Annotated in this window: 17 protein-coding genes; 14 read left to right on the plus strand and 3 right to left on the minus strand. The window is 44.8% G+C overall.

Going from position 1 to position 22643, the window contains the following annotated elements:
- Positions 1-3: 3 nt before the first annotated feature.
- The 3 genes from MHI38_RS00330 (at position 4) to MHI38_RS00340 (ending at position 5497) form a co-directional block, all read left to right on the plus strand.
- Complete coding sequence (locus tag MHI38_RS00330; protein ID WP_341180789.1) at positions 4-1941, plus strand: S-layer homology domain-containing protein; 1938 nt, start codon at positions 4-6, stop codon at positions 1939-1941.
- Between the two features lie 287 nt (positions 1942-2228).
- The gene (locus MHI38_RS00335) at positions 2229-4064 is read left to right on the plus strand and encodes a UbiD family decarboxylase (RefSeq protein WP_341180790.1); all 1836 of its coding nucleotides are present in this window, start codon (positions 2229-2231) and stop codon (positions 4062-4064) included.
- Between the two features lie 320 nt (positions 4065-4384).
- The gene (locus tag MHI38_RS00340; RefSeq protein WP_341180791.1) at positions 4385-5497 is read left to right on the plus strand and encodes an HD-GYP domain-containing protein; all 1113 of its coding nucleotides are present in this window, start codon (positions 4385-4387) and stop codon (positions 5495-5497) included.
- 87 nt (positions 5498-5584) lie between these two features.
- On the opposite strand, the gene MHI38_RS00345 is transcribed toward MHI38_RS00340, so the two are convergent.
- On the minus strand, positions 5585-6814 hold the full coding sequence (locus MHI38_RS00345) for an MFS transporter (protein ID WP_339838550.1): 1230 nt from the start codon (positions 6812-6814) through the stop codon (positions 5585-5587).
- A gap of 250 nt (positions 6815-7064) precedes the next feature.
- Here MHI38_RS00345 and MHI38_RS00350 point away from each other — a divergent pair, with 250 nt between their 5' ends.
- Positions 7065-7682, plus strand: coding sequence for a TetR/AcrR family transcriptional regulator (locus MHI38_RS00350; RefSeq protein WP_154889483.1), 618 nt, complete (start codon positions 7065-7067; stop codon positions 7680-7682).
- A 60-nt stretch (positions 7683-7742) separates the two neighbouring features.
- Here the strand turns inward: MHI38_RS00350 and MHI38_RS00355 are convergent, their stop codons facing one another.
- Positions 7743-8786, minus strand: a complete 1044-nt coding sequence (locus tag MHI38_RS00355; protein ID WP_090923978.1) for a LacI family DNA-binding transcriptional regulator — start codon at positions 8784-8786, stop codon at positions 7743-7745.
- Between the two features lie 372 nt (positions 8787-9158).
- On the opposite strand from MHI38_RS00355, the gene MHI38_RS00360 reads away from it, so the two are divergent.
- The 9 genes from MHI38_RS00360 to MHI38_RS00400 all read left to right on the plus strand — a co-directional run bounded on the left by MHI38_RS00360 (position 9159) and on the right by MHI38_RS00400 (position 20416).
- Positions 9159-10208: a 2,3-butanediol dehydrogenase gene (locus tag MHI38_RS00360; protein ID WP_154889481.1), complete on the plus strand. Its 1050-nt coding sequence runs from the start codon at positions 9159-9161 to the stop codon at positions 10206-10208.
- 171 nt (positions 10209-10379) lie between these two features.
- Positions 10380-11693: a hypothetical protein gene (locus MHI38_RS00365; protein ID WP_090923980.1), complete on the plus strand. Its 1314-nt coding sequence runs from the start codon at positions 10380-10382 to the stop codon at positions 11691-11693.
- Between the two features lie 324 nt (positions 11694-12017).
- Entirely contained in the window at positions 12018-13121 is a 1104-nt protein-coding gene (locus MHI38_RS00370) for an NADH:flavin oxidoreductase (protein WP_221791176.1), read from the plus strand.
- A gap of 438 nt (positions 13122-13559) precedes the next feature.
- A complete protein-coding gene (nagZ, locus tag MHI38_RS00375) occupies positions 13560-14894 on the plus strand; it encodes a beta-N-acetylhexosaminidase (protein ID WP_339839403.1) in 1335 nt (444 codons plus the stop codon).
- Positions 14895-14969: 75 nt separating this feature from the next.
- Complete coding sequence (locus MHI38_RS00380; protein ID WP_090923982.1) at positions 14970-15674, plus strand: response regulator transcription factor; 705 nt, start codon at positions 14970-14972, stop codon at positions 15672-15674.
- Positions 15671-16654, plus strand: coding sequence for a sensor histidine kinase (locus MHI38_RS00385; RefSeq protein ID WP_253494906.1), 984 nt, complete (start codon positions 15671-15673; stop codon positions 16652-16654). Before MHI38_RS00380 ends, MHI38_RS00385 begins: the two co-directional genes overlap by 4 nt.
- Before the next feature lie 280 nt (positions 16655-16934).
- Positions 16935-17705 (plus strand): ABC transporter ATP-binding protein, encoded by a 771-nt coding sequence (locus MHI38_RS00390; RefSeq protein WP_253494904.1) that lies wholly within the window; start codon positions 16935-16937, stop codon positions 17703-17705.
- Positions 17680-19644 (plus strand): ABC transporter permease, encoded by a 1965-nt coding sequence (locus MHI38_RS00395; RefSeq protein WP_341180792.1) that lies wholly within the window; start codon positions 17680-17682, stop codon positions 19642-19644. The genes MHI38_RS00390 and MHI38_RS00395 overlap by 26 nt, the downstream gene beginning before the upstream one ends.
- Positions 19645-20017: 373 nt before the next feature.
- Positions 20018-20416, plus strand: coding sequence for an Asp23/Gls24 family envelope stress response protein (locus MHI38_RS00400; RefSeq protein WP_090923986.1), 399 nt, complete (start codon positions 20018-20020; stop codon positions 20414-20416).
- 43 nt (positions 20417-20459) lie between these two features.
- On the opposite strand, the gene MHI38_RS00405 is transcribed toward MHI38_RS00400, so the two are convergent.
- On the minus strand, positions 20460-21296 hold the full coding sequence (locus MHI38_RS00405; protein WP_308721887.1) for an AraC family transcriptional regulator: 837 nt from the start codon (positions 21294-21296) through the stop codon (positions 20460-20462).
- A 213-nt stretch (positions 21297-21509) separates the two neighbouring features.
- On the opposite strand from MHI38_RS00405, the gene MHI38_RS00410 reads away from it, so the two are divergent.
- Positions 21510-22514 carry an aldo/keto reductase gene (locus MHI38_RS00410; RefSeq protein ID WP_308721886.1) on the plus strand — a complete coding sequence of 335 codons (1005 nt, stop codon included), beginning with the start codon at positions 21510-21512 and terminating at the stop codon, positions 22512-22514.
- The last annotated feature ends 129 nt before the right edge of the window (positions 22515-22643 follow it).

The raw sequence follows: 22643 nt of genomic DNA on the forward strand, positions 1-22643 counted from the left end.
ACCATGCTTCAACTGAAAAAGAAACGTATTAAAATGAGAAAAACAATGTCAGGTCTGATTATGTTGACATTATTTTCGTCACTTGTTTTGCCGGGCTCCGCAGGAGCTACACCTCCTCAATCATCACAAGTCGAATTGGCGAATGTGAGTGTACAGGCAGGTCAAACCGTTCATGTGCCTGTTGTTATGAAAGCGACGGAACTTCCGATCAGAGCTTATAATATGCAAGTTGATTATGATACAACAGCGTTGGAGATTGTACGAATCACTCCAAGAACGATCAATACAATCACTTCATCCCCAGAACTAAATACTCCATCCGATTTCCAGTACGTTATTAATAACGAGGAAGGATGGGTGCGGATTATCTGGATGGATCTTAGTGAAGTTGAGCATTGGATTGATACAGGTGACCAAATGTTCGATATCGAATTTAAAGCTAAATCCACTGCTACTCCAGGACAAAAACAGCTCAAAGTGAATCAGGATGACTCAGAACACTTCCACTTCGAAAATGTAGACTATGGTACTAATGCCCAATTGTCAGGTGGAACCATTACCATTACAGCAGCTAGTTCAGGTGGTAACTCCAGTTCTCCTTCAACGGGTTCATCAGGTGGTGGTGGCTCAGCGGCAACATCTCCTGCACCATCTGTGCCTACCACATCTTCCACTCCAGCGCCAACTAAAGGTGTAGACATTTACGTGAATGGACAGAAGCAGGAGCAGTCTGCAACGGCATCAACCTCAACGATTGATAATAAAGTGACTACAACGATTCAAGTGGATAACAACAAAGTGATCAATCAGGTGGGGAACGGACTTCGTACACTGTTACTTCCGGTTACAGGCACGGGTACTAATTCGGTTGTCGGTGAACTGAACGGCAGACTCGTGAAGACGATGGAAGGCAGTAATGCACAAGTTGTTATTCAAACGGATACAGGAACGTATACCCTTCCAGCCAGTCAAATCAAGATAGATCAGGTGGTTAAACAGCTTGGCGGTTCAGCACCTTTGGAAGATGTTAAGTTCCAGATTGCGATTACACCAAGTAATGATGCAAAGAAAGCAGCGATTGCAGCGGCAGCAAGCAAAATGAATAATACAACGGTGATCGCGGCTCCGGTTGATTTTGAAGTGAAAGCTGTTTACAAAGGTCAGCAGGTGGATGTGAATCGCTTCAATGCTTATGTAGAGCGCACGATCACCTTGCCTAAAGACACCGACGGCTCCAAAATCACCACAGGTGTTGTGCTTCAAGCGGATGGTACGATGTTGCATGTGCCAACGAAAGTGATCAAAGGAACAACAAATGATTCCGCGGTAATTAACAGCTTGACGAACAGCACGTATGCGCTTATCTACCACCCGGAAACATTCACGGATATTTCCAATCACTGGAGTCGTACGGATGTTGAGGATTTGGCTTCTCGTCTCGTTGTAGAAGGTGCAGGAGATAACACATTTGCACCGGATCGCAGCATTACGCGTGCAGAGTTCACAGCCGTATTACTCAGAGGTCTTGGTCTGCATACTCCTGAAAGTGCAGTTACGACAACATTTACAGATGTGAAGTCAGACAGCTGGTATGAAAATGAAGTGCAAACCGCCATTTCCTACGGATTGATCTCCGGTTACACGGATAACAGCTTCCGTCCGAACGACGAAATATCCCGTGCCGAAGCGATGACCATCGTTGCACGTGCGATGAAACTCGTAGACTTGGCTAAAGCGGATGCTTCCGAGACGGCGAATCTACTTGGTGGATATAGTGACGGTAGCCAAGTCCAAGCATGGGCCGCAGAGCCTGTAGCTTCAGCAATTAAGCAAGGTCTGGTCCAAGGGGCTGACGGGAAATTGATGGCAGACGCAGACATTAGCCGTGCTCAGACAGCAGCTATTGTGAAACGTTTGCTGGCAAAAGCCGGATTGATCTAATTTATTTTCAAATGATTGTTCATTAAAATGTAATCCTAACAACAATAGAACACCTGCCTCTCGTTTAACGTTATCGTTGAATGAAAGACAGGTGTTTTTTATTTCAAACGAAAGCTTTGTTTAGCGGCGGATCATTTGATAAAATAGAAGGGACGCCTCAGCACACTTTTAATAGAAAAAGTATATTGGCACATTTTTAGATCCTTTACTGTGAGCCTTGTCGTGCGTCTATGTGAATATATGAACATAATCTAGCGATTTTATTATACACAGAATGGAGCCATCCGATGAAATATCGCAATATGGAAGATTGTATTAACGATCTGGAACAGCATGGTCATCTGATCAGGGTTAAGGAAGAGGTTGATCCGAATCTGGAGATGGCTGCGATTCACATGAAGGTGCATGAGGCTAAGGGCCCGGCGCTGTTATTTGAAAATGTAAAAGGTTCCAAGTTCAAAGCCGTGTCGAATCTGTTCGGCACCGTTGAACGCAGTAAGTTCATGTTTCGCGAGACACTGGAAGGTGTACAGCGCGTTATGGATGTGCGGGACGACCCTATGAAGGCACTCAAGACACCACTCAAACATGTTCGCACAGGACTTGCTGCCTGGCAGGCATTGCCGAAGCAAAAATCCATCAGCCTTCCGGTATCGGCGCAGGAGATTCAGATTTCCGATCTGCCGCTCATCAAACACTGGCCGATGGATGGAGGCGCGTTTGTCACATTGCCTCAAGTGTATTCGGAAGACCCGGACAAACCGGGCATTATGAATTCCAATCTGGGCATGTATCGTGTGCAGCTGAGTGGCAACGACTATGAGATGAATAAAGAGATTGGATTACATTATCAAATTCACCGTGGAATCGGAATCCATCAATCCAAAGCGGTGAAAAAAGGCGAACCGCTGAAAGTTAGCATTTTCATCGGCGGCCCGCCAGCACATACGTTATCAGCAGTCATGCCGCTGCCAGAAGGATTAAGTGAGATGACCTTTGCGGGCCTGCTTGCCGGACGTCGCTTCAGATATAGCTACAAGGATGGGTACTGCATTAGCAATGACGCAGATTTTGTCATTACGGGGGAGATTTATCCTGGCGAGACCAAGCCGGAAGGTCCTTTTGGGGACCATTTGGGTTACTATAGCCTGACTCACGAATTCCCGCTTATGCGTGTTCATAAAGTATATGCTAAACCAAACGCGATCTGGCCATTTACGGTTGTAGGGCGTCCGCCGCAAGAAGATACGGCATTTGGCGATCTTATTCATGAAATTACGGGAGATGCCATCAAACAGGAAATTCCGGGTGTGAAAGAAGTGCATGCTGTGGATGCTGCTGGAGTCCATCCTTTGTTATTTGCCATCGGTAGTGAGCGTTATACGCCTTATACGGATGTGAAGCAACCAACCGAATTGTTGACGATTGCCAATCGAATTTTAGGAACAGGCCAACTCAGCTTGGCGAAGTATCTGTTTATTACGGCGGAGGATCAGCAACGGCTGGATACGCATCAAGAAGTTGAGTTCCTCACCTATATTCTGGAACGGATGGATCTGCAAAGGGATATTCATTTTCATACGCATACTACGATTGATACACTCGACTACTCAGGTACGGGGCTCAACAGCGGTAGCAAGGTGGTTATGGCGGCATACGGCGACAAGATTCGTGAATTGTGCAAAGAAGTGCCGGAATCGTTGAAGAACATTCACGGTTACGACAATCCGCAACTGATCATGCCGGGCATGGTTTCCATCCAGACATCTGCCTTCACTACGTATGAAGATACTGCGCGGGAGATGAGAGAGTTTACGGATCTGCTGCAAGAGCGTGGGGGACTGGAATCATGCCCGTTGATTATCGTGTGTGATGACAGCTCGTTCACGAGTGCAAACCTCAGTAACTTCTTATGGGCTACGTTTACGCGCAGCAACCCTTCACATGACATGTACGGAGTGAACAGCAGTTATAATCACAAGCACTGGGGCTGTGACCAGCTGATTATTGATGCGCGGGTGAAACCACATCAGGCGCCGCCGCTTATTCCTGATGCATCGGTGGAGAAGAGCATTGAACGTTTTTTCGTAAAAGGTGCAAGTCTGGAATCCATTAAACTTTAAGTCGCATTGTAATGAATTGCTCATGAATCAGGAGTCCAAACCATGTGTTAGGGCTCTTTTTCATTACGTTGGTTTCGTTTCATTCGCTTGGAAACACTTGAAAAAGTTATTAAATCTCGCATACACGAAATTAAAAACCGGGATAATACCTTATTGCCTATGAGGATAAAGTCTTAGACGTTCATTTTTGTCCATATGATTAAGGTCGTTTGGACTATGTTGAAAATGTTGGATTCAAACGATATAAGATGTATAAGTATGTCTCGGCCCCGATCATTCGGGGTTGTTAACTATAATCATTTGTTCAGGGGGAGTTCCGATTGAGAATCCATATTATGAACCTGCAAGACGGGGACCGTCTGACAGCGGATACGTTTAGTGATGCAGGATTGCACATTCTCGGAAAGGGGACTGTCATTCGAAGTGAGGATATTACCTTGCTCATGCAGCATCGTGTGGATTACGTAGACATTGAATTGCGTGATGAAGGAATTACCGAAGCGGAGTTTTTTGCAGCTTCTATGAAACATGCAGCGGAATCAAAAAGTAACAGTACAACAAGCAGCACAAGCACGGGTGAACAACCTCCTGAGGAAGAGATGAAGTCTCAATTCCTTCAAACTGTACATAATTATCAGAATGCGTTTCTGGAAGCGCTGACGGTAGGCAAGTTTAATGCAACGATGGTGGATGATGCTCTGCAACCGATGGTGGAGGGACTTGATGAGCAAAAGGACGTTGTACATCTCCTGATGATGCTGGAACGTGATGACGTTAACAACTACACCCATTCGATTCAGGTAGGTCTATTATCCTTCTATATTGCTAGCTGGCTTGGATATTCTCAGGAAGAATGTTACAAGATCAGTCGCGGAGGATATTTGCACGATATCGGCAAATGTAAAGTCCCACTTCGAATCCGGAATAAAACAGAGCCATTGACGGCGGACGAGCAGCTTGAATTACAGCGCCATACCATCTACGGACACGAAATTATTAAAAACTCGATGACAGACGAAGTTACGGCCCTTGTAGCTTTGCAGCATCATGAACGAGAAGACGGCTCCGGCTATCCAATGCAACTCGGAAAAGGTGAGATACATCCGTATACCCAAATTGTGTCCGTAGCTGATATTTACATTGGTATGCGGACCGGTAAACATGGAGCAAGTAATCCGAACCTGATCAACAATCTCAGGGATATCTATGGCATGGGATTCGGTAAATTGAATGAAAAGGCGGTTCAAGCGCTAATGCAGCATTTGCTGCCTAACTTTATCGGTAAACAAGTACTTCTCAGCAATGGTGAGAAAGGTGTTATTGTTATGAACAATGCGTCCGATATTTTCAAACCGCTGATTAAAGTGGAATCCGAACAGTATCGTGATCTGTCCAAAGAGCGCACTCTTTCCATTAACGAATTGCTGATTTAAGCGGTAAAAAAGAAAACAGGCAAAACGAGCTTCTTATCATTGGATGAGAAGCTCGTTTTATTAATGAAACAATCTCAACCATTGCTATCAATCACGCCTCGCTGAAACGAACCGTTCCGAAAGACGATCCACGATCCATACCACCAAAGCCGTGATACTGACGCCCGCACCTAACAAACATACTCCCCTCCAGCCTGACCAGGCGTACACTTGTGTAGAAATAATGGAACCAACAGCGCTGCCGATAGAATAGAAGATCATATACGATGCAGTTAATCGGCTCTGAGCTTCCGGACGGACTTGATAAATCAGACTTTGATTGGTCACATGTACAGCTTGCACGGCAAGATCAAGCAGGATCACACCCACAACCAGAAACCATAATGAAGTATGTAACAGGCTGGTAGGAATCCAGGACAACACTAAAATGATGAGAGAAATGCCGGTTGTTTTCTGTCCAGAACCATGATCGGCCAGTTTGCCTGCTTTGGCGGCAGCAAGTGCTCCAGCAAGGCCTGCAAAGCCAAAAGCGCCTATAGCAGCGTGGGATAACGATATTGGGGATGCACTGAGTGGTAACACAATGGCAGTCCACAATATGCTGAAGGCCATAAAAATCAACATGGCTAGTAACCCTCGGATACGAAGTACATGTAACTCTTTATATAGTCGCAGGGTGGAAGCAAGCAGTTGCAAGTAGCCAAGCTTGGATTGTTTGAACGATCCTTGAGGGAGCATACGCCCCAGCACAAATACACTAATCAGAGTGAGACTGGCTGAAAATAAATATACAGATCTCCAGCCCAACCAGTCGTTCATCAAACCGGCCACAGATCGCGCAAGCAAGATGCCGATGACAATTCCGCTGGTTACCCGGCCTACGATGCTCCCTCGCTGGGAGTCGGCTGACAAATGAGCCGCATAAGCAACAAAGGTTTGTGTGATAACGGCTAATAACCCAACCATTGCAATAGCTGAGAATAAAATGGATGATGAAGCAGAAGTTCCTACAACGATTAGAGCGGATGCGGATAAAATCATCTGGATCAGGATCAGTTTTCGGCGGTTGACGAGGTCTCCCAGTGGAACAAGCAGTAAGAGGCCAAGCGCGTAACAAATCTGAGTAATGGTAATCACGAGACCAATGGTTGCAGTAGATAGATGAAATTCGAGTGCGATGGAATCCAATAAGGGTTGCGCATAGTAAATATTCGCTACGGATAGACCGCTACACACAGCAAATACCCATGCTAATGCTCCTGTCATGCTCTGTTTTGTAGAAGATTCCTTGTTTACTTTTTGAATAGAATGTTGCATTTGTGTCGCATTCCTTTCTTGTTTTCTATTTTGTACTGTTTGGTATATTATTGATGGGATTAACCATATATTTTATCTTTCTGAATGTCAATAGGGCTCCTGATTAGAAAAAGAGGAAATGGTTATTAATTGACTGAGATGCTATGTTTATTGTGGGGGAGGGAGGATTGATGATTTAAATACATTTTGACATTTCGAATCACTGCGTTAGTATATAACTATACTGTTCGATAAATAATGGAGGGGTATTGTGGTTAGAAAACGAGAGTTTAACACAGAAGAAGCACTGGATGCTGCTATGCATGTATTTTGGCTTAAAGGGTTCGAGGCAACCTCACTAACGGATTTAACAACGGCAATGGGGATTCAGCGTCCCAGTTTGTATGCAGCTTTCGGAGATAAAATGGAGCTGTTTGAACATGTGCTTCGTAGATACACCAATTCACATGCCGCGCAGATCAGAGCTATGCTAGGGCATGGGGAGTCCGTCAGAGAAGCTTTTCGCGCTGTTTTTGACTGGATTACATCTGGGAAGAAGAAAGTTAATGCCAGTCACGGTTGTTTTTGTATCAACACCATGGTTGAACTGGCTCCCCATGATCCCAAATTTGCTGTGTTAACACGTGAGCATCAGATGTATCTGGCGGTTATTTTCAGAGAAACACTCGAAAAAGGTCAACAGAATGGAGAGTTACCAGAGGAGTTAAACGCCGGACTTGTGGCACAAAGTTTAGTTGTTTCGATGATTGGGTTAACTGTGCTAATGAAGGCGGCACCGGATCGTTCGTTCATCGAGCAAAGCATTGAGGCAACGCTATCTGTATTGAATAACAGCGATCATAGAAACGAGCCTCTTATTTTAAAATAAGAAGCTCGTTTTTTGAATGGATACGGCGATAATTGTGTACAGATCCGTTTATCCTCATTTTTAGGAATGGGCATTGTTTATCGGGTTTGACGAGCGAATCATAGCTACACTGGACTCGCGGACAATCAACCGCGGTTCGAACTGGATATGTTCGTAATCCGAAGTACTCATCTCACGTATCCGTTTAAGCAACAACTCCGTTGCGAGCCGAGCGACCTCCTCACCCATGATGGAGACGGAACTGATCTGGGGCGACGACACCGTTGTCCATTGATTATTATCCACGCCCACCACAGCAACATCCTCGGGTACCCGTACGCCGAGCTCTTTAAAGCGGTTCACAAGTCCGATGGCAACCATATCATTGATTGCATAGACTGCATCCGGCATATGGGTCAAACCATAGAAGTAATCCGCTGCACTTGCTCCCGTAGCAAGTGAGAAGTCCTCACCGAAGTAAACGAGGGAAATATCCACATGTCCGACAGCCTGCTCGTAAGCACGATAACGCTCCTCGATAATATCTTTGGGGGCTCCGGCATAAGCAATCCGGGTTCTTCCGATCTTAAACAGATGCTCCATAACCAGTTTTCCCTCAGGTTGCGATAAGGAGACGATGTCTGCTTGAATGCCAGGTTCCAATTTTTTTCCGTAGTTAATAATCGAGATGGGAAGAGGCGCTTTGTCAATGAGTCCGGGCAGTGTTTTTGGATAGGCAAGTGGCATGAAAATAAGACCATCAACGTGTAATTTCTTCACATTACGTATCGTTTCAAGTTCTGTTCTGGCATTGCCAGCTGTGTTAATCTGCACAACATGGTACCCGTGCTGCTTCGCGGTCTGCTCAACGGACCAGGAGATTTCGGGAATGATGGCGTTGCGGATATCCGGAACAACAAGTGCAATCTGATGCGTTTGCCTGATTTTGAGACTCTGTGCAGAAGTGTTGGGCACAAATCCTAAATCTTCTATGGCACGCATAACCTTTTCTCGTGTTGCACTACTGATTCCATCCGAATTGTTAATAGCCCGCGATACGGTAGCAATCCCTACACCAGCGCGCTCAGCGACATCCTTAATCGTGATTTTCTGCTCTTTACTCACTTTATCATTGACCTCACTTCATCGGAAACGATTCCGTATTTTAGGCTTATGTATGTATTGCAAAGTATGCATATAACTTGATTATACCATTGCAACATTATAGTATCCCGTAAACAAACAGAAATGGATGTAAATTTATGCATCTTTATGTTTAATTTTCTAATTTATGATTAAAAACAAACGAAATCTTAGACTGATCATCGCGTTTATTTTCTTTATCAGCATAAAATTACAGATTAATCGACGAATTTACTCACGAGATCGACATATTTATGGAGAAAGAGGTTTGACAGGTTATCTCTAATGTGACATATTTAATTTACGGAAACGTTTCCGATATTATATGAATTAATCATTTGGGAGATGAATGAAATGAAAGCATTGCGTTGGCATGGTGTCAAAGATCTTCGTCTGGAACATATTTCTGAACCTCAGATTGAACAGGGTAAAGTGAAAATAAAAGTGGAATGGTGCGGGATTTGTGGTAGCGATCTACATGAATACACAGCTGGACCGATTTTTATACCAGCTCAGGCTCCACATCCGCTAACAGGGGAAAAAGCACCTGTGGTTATGGGACATGAGTTTTCTGGACAAGTGGTTGAAGTGGGCGAAGGGGTGACTCGTTTTCAGGCAGGTGATCGTGTGGTTGTAGAGCCCATTTATGCATGCGGTCATTGCGAAGCTTGTAAACAGGGCAGATACAATTTATGTGACAAGATGGGATTTCTAGGTCTGGCCGGGGGCGGAGGGGGATTCTCCGAGTATGTAACAGCAGATGAGAAGATGGTTCATGCCATTCCTGATTCCATCTCCTATGAGCAAGGTGCTCTGGTTGAACCTTCTGCAGTAGCTCTGCACGCTGTACGCCAGAGTAAACTGAACGTCGGGGATACGGCAGCGGTATTTGGTGCAGGGCCGATTGGACTACTGGTGATTGAAGCGCTCAAGGCATCCGGAGCATCGGATATTTATGTTGTGGAACTGTCGCCGGAGCGTAAAGCAAAAGCGAAAGAACTGGGTGCAATTGTGATTGATCCGACCGAGGTTCAAGTGGTTGAAGAGATTCACCAGCGTACGCAAGGGGGAGTCGATGTAGCCTACGAAGTAACAGGTGTGCCTCGTGTGCTGCAACAAGCGATTGACTCAACGCGTATTGGTGGCGAACTGATGATTGTAAGCATTTTTGAACAAGAAGCGCCAATGCAGCCGAACTCCATTGTGATGAAAGAGCGCACAGTAAACGGAATCATCGGTTATCGCGATGTGTTCCCGGCTGTCATCCGTTTGATGGAGAAAGGATTTTTCCCGGCCGACAAGCTGGTGACCAAACGAATTGTGCTGGATGAGGTTGTAGAACACGGTTTTGAAGCGTTGCTTAAAGAAAAAAATCAGGTGAAAATTTTGGTTAAAGCAGAATAGTTCTTGAATTCTTATAGTAGACCTCTTATCCACGGATACGAGCGTCTACTTTTTTTGCTGAAAAGGGCGAAATTTGTTGCAGTGTACGCACCTTTTACATACTATAAAAAGATACAATTTGTATCTTTTTTGAACGTATGAAAAGTGATTATGTTGAAGGAGGATGCGGATATGCAAAGGAAAGTAACCTGGGCAGCAATTGGGCTGGCTCTTGTCGCCGGAGCAGGCTGGATGCTGATGGGAAACGCCAAACCCAAGACGAACACTCCGGCCATAAGACCTGTGGCTACAGAGCGTGGGGGTGTGCAAGTGTCAAATGCCCCGATTCAATCCGTTGATGTGACAAGCAAACTGGAATTGTTAGGGAGGGCTTTTAACAAATCGCCTTATGCCAACAACGTATGGGACATGCAACAATACAACGGTAAAATCTATCTGGGTCATGGAAATAGCAGCAATACGGGGCCTGCACAAAATGCGGGGCCGATCCCTGTCGTGTACTATGATGCAACGAATGCCGAGTTTCAGACACAGGCGGTGACAAACAGTAATCCGAGCATTATACCCTCAACAAAAATGTACGTGGATGAAGAGCAGATTGATCTCTATAAGGTGTTAAATGGAAAACTGTATATCCCTGGTCATGATTCCGATGGTGAAAGCTGGGACTTTGGAAACTTTTACCGCTTGGACGAAGGGACGTGGACCAAATATCGCAATCTGCCCAAGGGCGTTCATGTCTATGATCTCGCATATTATCAAGGCAAGCTGTTTGCTGCACTTGGCACAGAAACCAAACCAACCGTCTTAATCTCACATAATGATGGGCAAAGTTGGCAGCAGTTTGCAACAATCAACACATTTGGCTTTAGAGCATATACGCTATTCGAAATCCAGGGGAAATTGTATGCCTCCGGAATGATGTACCCCGCCAATAAAATATGGAATGACAAAACGAATATACTGGAGATTAATGAACGTTTGGAAAAGAGAGACGTAGCTATCTACGGTAACAAAATGTTACCCGGGTTGACCTATCAACAAGGTACAGTTCCGTACAATAAAATCGGTAAAAATATTAATTTTAACAATAAGCTGGTGTATATTGCTGGTGGTGTCTTCAATGATAGTCAACTGTTGCCTAAGTCATTGAATGTGATGACGGATATCAATCAGGCGAGACGTGTCAGTCTGGCAGATGCGAATGCGTTACCAACAGACTTGCTTGTGCGTGATGATAAAGTTTATGTGTTAACGTATACGCGCAAGCAGGCCAATGTCTACGTGAGCAGGGTCTATCAAACCAATGATCTGACAACATGGAATGAAATTTTGCGCTTTACACAGGACACTTATGCCAAGTCATTTGAGGAGCTTGATGGTGATTTTTATTTTGGATTGGGTACAGACCCGGACGTCCTATCGCCCTCATCTGGAAAAATATTACGAGTGAATCGAGTGGATATTCCTGTGAATTCAAATTAAAATATAAGGAAGATTATGGATTATATACTATGCTGCATCCACATTGTTGGTGACCCGGCGATGTGCTGATGATATTCATCGTGCAGAACAATCTGCAGCACCCGAGTCAACGGACAGCGGCTCTTCCGAAGCTGTTCTTTTTTTTGTGGTTCAGTTTCGTGTGAGAAATTTGTTTGAAAATAAAAATAAGAATCTATAAAATGGATAAAGAGAAATATTCATGACAGTCCACAGGCGTATGACCACTGCTTGATGTATCCAAAGCATGTCACATCTCAAGGTAAGTGCGAAATGTAAACTTTCCATTGCAAAGGAGACTAAATCATGAACGTACCTTCATCATTGTTTAAACCGTTCACATCTGACAAACTTACCTTGCCCAATCGAATTGTTATGGCACCGATGACGCGGGGATTTTCACCGAGCGGTGTGCCAGGGCCCGATGTGGCTGACTATTACCGCCTTAGAGCGGCTGGCGGCGTGGGACTTATTATTACAGAAGGCACAGGGATCAACCATCCATCCTCAGTAAGTGGTGAGAACATTCCACTTTTTTATGGAGAAGAAGCGCTGCAAGGATGGGCGAATGTGGTCAAGGCTGTTCACGATGCCGGCGGGAAAATAATGCCTCAGCTCTGGCATGTTGGCACTGCACGGCGCTCTGGAGATTTACCTAATGCAGAGGCTCACCCGGTTAGTCCGTCCGGAATAAGCATGGCTGGTGAAGCGGCTTACGAACCATTAACGGAAGAGGAGATCCAAGAGCTTATACAAGCCTATGCAGAAGCAGCGGCTGATGCGAAACGTATCGGTTTTGATGGAATTGAGTTACATGGTGCGCATGGATATTTAATTGATCAATTTTTCTGGGCGCAGACGAATCGCAGATCTGACAAGTATGGCGGAGATTTAGTACGCCGGACACAGTTTGCAGTCGAAGTGATCGAAGCTTGCCGTGCTGCAGTAGGACCTGATTTTCCAATTGTTCTTCGCTTCTCGCAATGGAAAATGGGCAGTTACGAGGCAAAACTGGTCGAATCGCCAGAGGAGCTGAAACAGTTTTTGGAACCGCTCAGTGCAGCGGGGGTAGATATTTTCCATTGTTCCACACGTCGTTTCTGGCTTCCGGAGTTTGAAGGTTCTGATCTCAATCTTGCCGGCTGGACCCAGAAAATAACGGGTAAACCCGCGATTTCGGTTGGTTCAGTAGGTCTAGAGGCAGAGTTTGTTGAACGTGGCAGTGAAAAGCAAGAAACGGGAGATGCTCATCTTGACTTGCTGGATGATAAGATGAAGAATGGGGAATTCGATCTAATTGCACTTGGACGTGTGCTACTAAGTGATCCCGAATGGCCGCTTAAAGTGCAAGAGGGACATAATGCCGATATCATTCCTTTTACAAGTGAAGTATTATCCAAATTGCACTGAGAATTTCATTATATGAAAAATTCAAAATAGTAATACTTAACATGTGATTACATCCATAACAACGGGATAAAAAGGTGTTTAAAATCAACAGCAGAGCCGCCGCAAGGCGGTTTTTTTATTCCCGATTTTATTTTTCCAATAACCATCCTCTTAAACAAAGAACTTAATACCCACCATTCTCAAAAAATAAATATTTCATCATATGAAAAATTCACAATAGAAAGCGGAAATCCGCATATACCCAGAACACATCCACAACGTATACTCCCGCCCAATGTTAAAGCAGCTATTCATGCCATATCCAAGTACAAGAAGCAAGAATACTTTTCACATCTAAGACCTATTTTGAAAATCATTTACCTTATGGTAAGGTTAGCCTGAACGAATTCCAAAATTTTCAGAACCGATAAGACATAAGGAGGAAGAACATCCTTGAACATGAATAGAAACCTGCGTTTGAAGCGGAATTTCAGATTTGTGCTGGTGCTGTCTGTGATTGCAACTCTGAGCCTTGTACTGGCCGCATGCGGACAAGCTCCAAAGCCTTCAACTGCAACAGGTAACAATAATGGAACAGCAGCGAGCCAAAATCAATCACCGTCTGGGAATAACGCCGCTGCACCTCAAGATGAAGTACATGAAGAACCTCAGGATGAAACACAGGAAGAGATTGATCCGGTAAAGGAACAGCTTCAGCAACTAACGCTGGAGGAAAAAGTAGGCCAGATGATTCTTGCTGGTGTGCAAGGAACAGCGTTGGATGAACAGGCGAAACGAATGATTGCTGACCAGAAGATCGGCGGCATTATTTTTTATGCCAACAACGTAACAACGCTTCAGGGAACGGCCGCATTTGTGCAATCGATTAAAGAGGCGAATCAGCAAAACCCGGTTCCCATTCTAATGAGTGTGGATCAAGAGGGCGGTAAGGTAAGCCGCATGCCAGAGGCGGTTGAGTCGATCCCGTCCAATCGAAAAGTAGGCAAAACCAATGATACCAAGCTTGCTGAGAAGATGGGCGCATTGCTGGCGAGACAGATCAAGCTTGCCGGTTTTAATGTTGATTTTGCACCCGTGCTGGATATTAACAGTAATCCCAAAAATCCAGTCATTGGAGATCGTTCCTTCGGCACTACTGCTGACCTGGTTACACGTATGGGGATCGCCGAGATGAAAGGACTTCGTAGTGAAGGGGTCATCCCGGTGGTGAAACATTTTCCAGGCCACGGTGATACTTCCGTCGATTCTCATCTGGACTTGCCTGTGGTGAACAAATCGGAGAAACAGCTTGCAGAGCTGGAGTGGATTCCGTTTCAGGCGGCGGTGAAACAACAGGCCGAGGCGGTAATGGTTGCCCATATTTTGTTTCCCAAGCTGGACCCGAATTACCCGGCATCCCTATCAAAAGTGATCATAGGGAATCATCTGCGCGGAAAGTTCAAGTATGACGGTGTAGTGATCACTGATGATCTGAGCATGGGGGCGATCTCGAAAAACTACCCATTGAACAAGGCTGCAATCGCAACGGTTCAGGCCGGAAGTGATATTTTGCTGGTGGCTCATAGTTATGAAAGTGCGAAAACGATCTTTGATACTTTAATTAGCGCAGTGAAGTCAGGCAAAATCAAGGAGTCTCGTATTGACGAGAGTGTGTATCGTATTCTGGCATTGAAACAGCATTTCAAGTTGTCTGACGACCAAAAGGCTACTGGAGATGTGAAGCAGTTAAACGCAGATATTCGAAGCTGGCGCAAGCAAGTCGATGCCCGCTGATCTATCCTGTGTTATGATTTGGCTATAAATAAAGAGACGTTTGCCATCATAACAGGTTAGAGGAGAGAGCTTTTCATGTATACCATTATGATTATTGAAGATGATCCCAAGATTGCGGGACTGCTGAAATCACATATCGAGCGTTATGGGGACCGAGCTGTATCCGTTGAGGATTTTGAGAATGTGACGGAACAATTCAAACAGCTTCAGCCTCATGTTGTATTACTGGATATCAACTTGCCGAGCTATGACGGGTTTTACTGGTGCAGGCAGATCCGAACGATATCGACATGTCCGATCCTGTTTATTTCCGCGAGAAGTGGCAAGATGGATCAGGTTATGGCGCTGGAGAACGGGGCTGATGATTATATTACCAAGCCGTTTGAACATGAGATTGTTATGGCTAAAATACGTAGTCAGTTGCGCCGGGTGTATGGAGATTATGCTGCCCGAGATGAAGAACGTAAGGTCGAACTGAACGGACTCGTGGTGTACTTGGAAAGGCTTGAGATTGAACTCGGCGATCAGAAAGTGCAACTCACCAAAAAGGAAACGATTCTACTGGAAACGCTGATGCGTCGCAGTCCAAAGCTGGTCAGTCGGGAAACCATTTTGGAGAAGTTATGGGATGACTCGTTTGTGGATGATAATACCCTTAGCGTTAATATTACCCGGGTACGGAAACGTCTTGCCGAACTAGGCATTACCGATGCGCTGGAAACGGTGAGAGGCTCCGGATACAGGCTGATTAATAACTGGAAAGCGACATCATCGTTATGAAGTTGTTTATTCGAGAACATATCGCTCTGACGTGCTGGGTGTTTGCGATGATGTTCACCGTGGTTGCTGTATTTTGGTACGATGGATACGATCATTGGAAGACGGCGCTATATGCCGTAGGGCTGGGCTTGTTTTTGTATGTCGGTTATCTGGTGTATCGTTACATGTCACATCGAGCCTTTTACACCCGTATGACACAGCCCGTGAATTCGCTGAATGAATTGGTAGCATTACATGAAACGGCGCCGTTATCAGCCTCTTTGGAAAAACTGCTGGATTCCCAGTACGGCCAATATCACGCACATCTGAGCCGGCTCGAACAAAAGCAACAGGAATATCTTACGTTTATGAACCAATGGGTACATCAGATGAAAACACCGTTATCGGTCATTGAGCTGACCGTGGAAGAAGAAGAGGACGATGATGCTCGTTTTCGCAGTATTCGTGAGGAAGCAGATCAGATGCGACGTGGATTGGAAACGGTCCTATATGTCGCAAGGCTGGATACCTTCGAGCAGGACTTCAGCGTGGAACCGGTTGAACTGCGAGTGGTAGGTGAAGAAGCGATTCATGAGTTGAAACGATTTTTCATTCGTAACCATGTGTATCCCGAGATGCAGATTGATGCTTCGCTGGTGGTGCAATCTGATGCAAAGTGGGTTCGATTTGTGCTAGTACAGCTGTTATCCAATGCCATCAAGTATGCTGCAGGCAGTGGACAGAAAGTGCATCTTCGCGCCTACGAAGCGGAGCAGAACGTCATACTGGAAGTTCAGGATCATGGGATTGGCATACCCAAATCAGACCTAAACCGGGTGTTTAGACCCTTTTTCACTGGGGAGAACGGAAGGCATTTTAAGGAATCTACTGGTATGGGGCTGTACATCGCAAAAGAAGTGCTGACACGTATGAATCATCAGATTGAGCTTGAATCGGTATATGGGGAAGGAACGACAGTCCGAATTACCTTTTCGGTTTGAACGCAAGATAATGAATAATTAGACCTGATTTTATATATGAAGTTGAATATGAATTACAAGTGAAATAACGACGCCTTTTGCCGTGCTGGGAGGAAGGCGTCTTTTTCTTGCGATTTCTGAGGGGGACGGGTACGGAATCTTACAATATTGTCATGTTGGTGAAAGGTTAACCCATAGGAGAATGAGTGAAGTTTCGGGTAGACTGTAGTCAGAAGGTTAGCGAAGAAGATAAGTACTTAGAAATTAAAATTAGACGTTAATCGTTAAAGGAGTTGTACGTATGGAGATATGTTCCGTCAAACAGATCAGCAAAATTTATAAAGGGATTGTATCCTATGAAGCCTTGTCAGGGATTGATCTTAGTATCCAAGAGGGAGAGTTTGTGGGCATTATGGGGCCGTCCGGTAGTGGCAAAACAACATTACTGAACATGATTTCAACCATTGATCATCCGACGTCAGGGGAATTGCGAATTGCGGGTCAGAATCCATTTGATCTGGGGTCGGATCAGCTGGCTTTGTTCCGGCGCAGAGAACTAGGCTTTGTCTTTCAATCCTTCAACCTGCTTAACACACTGACGGTGAAGGAAAATATCGTGCTCCCATTAACATTAGACGGTATTTCCGTTCGGGAGATGAATGCGCGAGTAGTGGAGCTTGCTAACAAATTGGGGATTGAAGGAATTTTAAACAAACGCACGTATGAAATATCGGGCGGACAGGCACAGCGGACAGCGATCGCTCGAGCGTTAATCCATTCTCCCAAGCTGATTCTGGCGGATGAGCCGACGGGAAATCTGGATTCCAAGGCTGCCAAGGATGTGATGGAGATTCTTGAACAGCGCAATCGAGAGGATCAGGCGACGATGTTGCTCGTAACCCACGATGCTGTGGCAGCTAGTTACTGTAGCCGAGTGGTCTTCATTAAGGATGGTCAATTATATAACGAAATTCATTACGGTGATAACCGCGCGGCCTTCTATCAAAAGATTATAAACGTATTATCCCTGATGGGAGGCTCTGGACATGAATTTTCGCCAGTTCGCCATTAATAACGTTGTTCGAAACAAACGAATTTATTTAGCTCATTTTCTAAGCAGTACGTTCTCGGTTATGATCTTTTTTATCTATGCGTTGCTGCTGTTCCACCCGGATTTACAAGATGGTTTGAAAGGTTCTTCCCAGACGGTGACGGTGCTTGCGAACCAAGGCCTGATGATTGCTGAAATCATCATTTTCATATTCTCTTTCCTGTTTCTGCTGTATTCGGTCGGTTCATTTCTGAAGACTCGGAAGAAGGAGTTTGGTATCTTCCTGATCATCGGCATGACTCGAAAACAGATGAACCGACTTTTATTTATGGAAAATATGTGTATCGGCTTAGCCTCCATCGTGGCAGGTATCGGACTTGGACTCATATTTGGTAAATTGGTTTTGCTTATTTGTGGTTCCATGCTTGCGGTGGAGAACAGTCTGAGATTTTACTTTCCACTCAAAGGAATTCTGCTGACAGCCGGAGCGTTTCTGGTGCTTTTTGTAGTCATTGCTCTGTCATCCTCATTGCTGATTCGTAAGGGAACGTTAATTGACCTCGTGAAGTCAGAGGAAAAACCAAAACCTGAACCTAAGGCATCCCCGCTGCTCTCGCTGCTCTCGGTTGTGCTGATTGGTGGAGGGTATACAGGTGTATTTATTTTCGCGTGGGGATCATATATTTTCCCTTTATTGTTTGGCAGTGTGCTCAGCGTAATTGCAGGTACGTATCTTCTGTTCACGCAGCTGAGTGTATATGTCATTCGGGCATTGAAAAAGAAAGAAGGATTGTTTTACCGCAAGACCAATCTGCTCTTTCTGTCCGAGCTTACCTATCGCATGAAAGATAACGCCGTGATGTTTTTTATGGTCAGTGTTATCTCGGCTTCTGCGTTTACGGGCATTGGCAGCATGCTGACTATAGGTGACCCAAGGCTGTCTTCCATGACGAATCCATATGCTTTTACGTATACAAATTCAGGCTTTACGGATTCTGCAGTCGTTGATCGTCAGATCCAAAAAATTGAAGAGACGCTGGTTAATCGCGAAGTTCCATATGTAAAAGGTAGTTACCAGCCTCTCTATGAGAACAATAACAACTACATCATCAAACTGAGTTCATATAACCGTCTTGCCAAAGCACTTGGTTATGAAGAACGGGTGCTGGATCGCAATGATCTGGCGTTTAATACAGCACCCAATATTACTGCACGCAATAAACTGTTAGATACGAAAAAGGACAGTTACCCATACTCCGCTGACTTGTATGTTGGTGAACAGCAGCATTTACAAATGCAGATGTTGCCACCGGCAACCGATATCGTGATTCCGATGGAGGGTGAGGCGGGCGTCTACGTTGTTTCTGATGACCTGTATTCCAAGATTCGAGAAGCATACATTGCAGAGATTAAGATGGATGTTGATTTTTACTCCGATCAGACGACATTTTTTGTGGTAAAAGACTGGATGTCGACACGCAGTTTTGCTTCGGAATTGCTGGATACTATTGAAAAAGACCGTCCGGAGAAGGGATATGTTCAGTTCACTTCTCTTGTCGTAGACTGGCTGAATAACAAACAAACCAATGGCATCATTCTCATCGTAAGTGGATTGATCGGTATTGTGTTTTTCACCTTCGCGGCGAGCTTCACCTATTTCAGGCTGTATGCAGATCTGGAGCGAGATGAGGCACAGTATCGCATGATTGGTAAAATGGGGCTTAGCCACCCGGAGCTACGCAAAATTGTAACAAGACAGCTCGTGCTGATGTTTTTCCTGCCGCTTCTCGTGGCTTTGATTCACAGTACAGTTGCATTTACGGCGCTGTATCAGATGGTTCAGTTTTCGATTCTAGATCATAGCCTTGGCGTATTTATGGTGTTTGTCACGATGCAACTTATCTTCTTTGCCATAGTACGCTGGCGCTATCTGCGTCATATGTATTCGAAGCTCGTGTAAATTAGCAGTGCACCTTATACATTTCACTGCGTTTTATCAGCCTTGGCCTGTAGGTCAGGGTTTTCTTTTTTAGTTAAGAAAGATTTAAGATAGAGGAATTAGCAGGAATGAAGGGATTTGATATATAGTAAATATTAATATATAGAGAAAAGAATAATTCAAAGCTGAAGAACGGCGATAAATCTATTGTTTAAAGGTAATGCATTTGTCCGGTTCAGCATTGCACTGGCCCTGATTTTGGTTAATATCTATTTATTATCCTGTGTGAGCACGCCTAGAGGGCAGAAATGTAACTGTGCGTAAACCGTGGTAGAATAGAAGGGATAACATCCATACTTAGAACAACAAAAAAAGATCATAAGGAGAGGAACTTATGTCTGAAATCATTGAAAAAACTGTAACCGAAGCGGAATATATTGCACCTCCAGCGATTCAGCTTGGAACCATTCATATTTCTAACGATGTCGTGTCCAAAATTGTGGGCATGGCCGCGCAAACCACTCCAGGAGTGTCTTCCATGTCTGTTGGGCTGACGGAAGGTCTCGCCAAGAGCATCAGCGGTAAAAGTCTGCAAAAAGGAATTGACGTTCATATTCAAAATGATGAAGCGTCCATTCAATTGCGCATTAATGTGCAATATGGCCGCAAGATGCACGAGGTCTGCCAGGAACTGCAACATAACGTACAGCAAGCGGTGGAGCAGATGGCAGGCGTAATCGTGAAAGAAGTTAAAGTGCAGGTTGTCGGCATTGCCATGCCTGAAAACGTCTAGATCTTATAATCTTATAATAGGTAAGCACCTTCCTAACATGGGTTCATGGGGAAGGTGCTGTTTTGTGTTTTCGATAGTAGGTGGGAGCTTCACCCAGCACTTTTTTAAACATTTTGGAGAAAAGAAGTTGGTCTGTATATCCGACGGAACGGGCAATATCCCCGATACTCAGGCTAAGATCGAGCGTCAGCTCGGCTGCTCTGCGCATACGATAATGGACGAGATAAGATTGAATGCTGCTTCCGATCTGATCTTTGAAGAGTGAACACAGATAACTTCGCTGCAAGCCGATGTGAGAGGCGATGGACTGCACTGTAATGGCGTTGGCATAGTTCATCTCGATAAAATCAATCACTTGGGTTACATATGTTTCTTTGCCGTATTCTGCAGTGGGCTGAACGTTCTCGTCATGCGAATGATCAATCAGAATGGCAAAAAACTGATAGAGCCATCCGGTCATACTAATCTCCCAGCCTTTATAAGCCGTGCGAGAATGGATGATGCGGTGCAGACATGAGCGCATCTCATCGTCTTCGTCACCGAGATCAAAGATGGGTTGTTGTTCCGATAAAGAGGCTTGTTGTAAAAAGGAAGCACTATGCGTGCCCTGAAATGCAACCCAGCTATACTCCCATGGATCATCTTGATCAGCTTTATAATGTACCACGAAATGTGGCACGATCAGGAAGCCTTGCCCCTTACGTAGTTGATAAGTCTTCCCTGCAACTTCAAACGTGCCTTTGCCGTTCAGGACATAATGGATTTTATAGTAATCCCTCATTGCTGGGCCGAAGTGGTGCCCGGGCGTGCAGGCTTCAGTACCATAATGAAGGAGCTGCAACTCCTGAAAATGCGTGTTTTTGAACATATACGTAATCATTACGTCCACTCCTGTGAGAATCAATTGATTCTTGCATTTTAACATATATATAATTGTAATTGGTACTTAAATTGAAGTATAAGTTTAGCTATAACGATCATTTTTACATATCAATGTAGTGATAAACCATATCGTTTATGCAGAAAAATGACTAAGATAAAAGAGTATTAACGGCTGGGCTTAACCTACTTTACAGAAAAGAGTGAATTCACGATGCCTTATATTGCAAATGAACAACGTTATGATGATATGAGCTATTCTCGCTCAGGCAAATCGGGAATTAAGCTTCCACAGATTGCGCTGGGATTATGGCAGAATTTTGGCGGCAATCGCACGCTGGATATTCAGGAACAAATGATTTTACGCGCGTTCGATCTCGGTATTAATCATTTTGATCTGGCGAATAACTATGGGCCACCTCCAGGGTCAGCAGAAGAGAACTTTGGCGTGATCTACCACAAACATCTGCGTCCTTACCGGGATGAGCTACTGATCTCTTCTAAGGCAGGGTACCATATGTGGAGCGGCCCTTACGGCGAGTGGGGTTCCCGTAAAAATTTGATTGCCAGTCTCGACCAGAGCTTGAGCCGAATGGGACTGGACTATGTAGACATTTTCTATCATCATCGTCCAGATCCAGACACGCCACTGGAAGAAACGATGACAGCGCTGGATCACATCGTAAGGCAAGGTAAGGCGTTATATGTGGGCTTGTCCAACTACAATGCACAACAGACGCAGGAAGCGGTGACGATTCTGCGCGGGCTCGGAACACCTTGTCTTGTTCACCAGCCGAATTATTCCATGCTGAATCGCTGGATTGAAGAGGGTTTGCAAGATGTGTTGGACGAGCAAGGTGTAGGTTCTATTGCGTTTTGCCCACTCGGTCGAGGTCAGTTGACGAACAAATACGTGGACAAAATCAAAGCGGAACGGGCCAATCCTACAGGTAATCTAAAGAAAGAATCTTATACAGACGAACGTATCGCGAAATTCGAAGCGCTACAAGCCGTGGCAGAACGACGAGGACAGACGATTTCACAACTTGCACTCAACTGGGTATTACGTGGTAACCGTGTAACGTCCGCATTGATCGGAGCCAGCCGAGTATCGCAGATTGAAGAAAATGTTGCTGCACTCAAGGCTCCTGAATTAACAGCCGCAGACCTGAGTGAGATCGATACGATTTTGGACGGCATCGGAAATATTCCTTGGTAAACGTCTTATATAGGTAATGTTTATATTGAGTACCTTTTCTCTTTATAGAGAAGGGGTACTTTTTATGTTCAGAAGGGAAGAACTGGCGTATCGAGTAGCATAAGGTTTATACTGGAATGATTCGTTATT

This window comes from Paenibacillus sp. FSL K6-1558 (assembly GCF_038002565.1).
GTDB lineage: Bacteria > Bacillota > Bacilli > Paenibacillales > Paenibacillaceae > Paenibacillus > Paenibacillus polysaccharolyticus.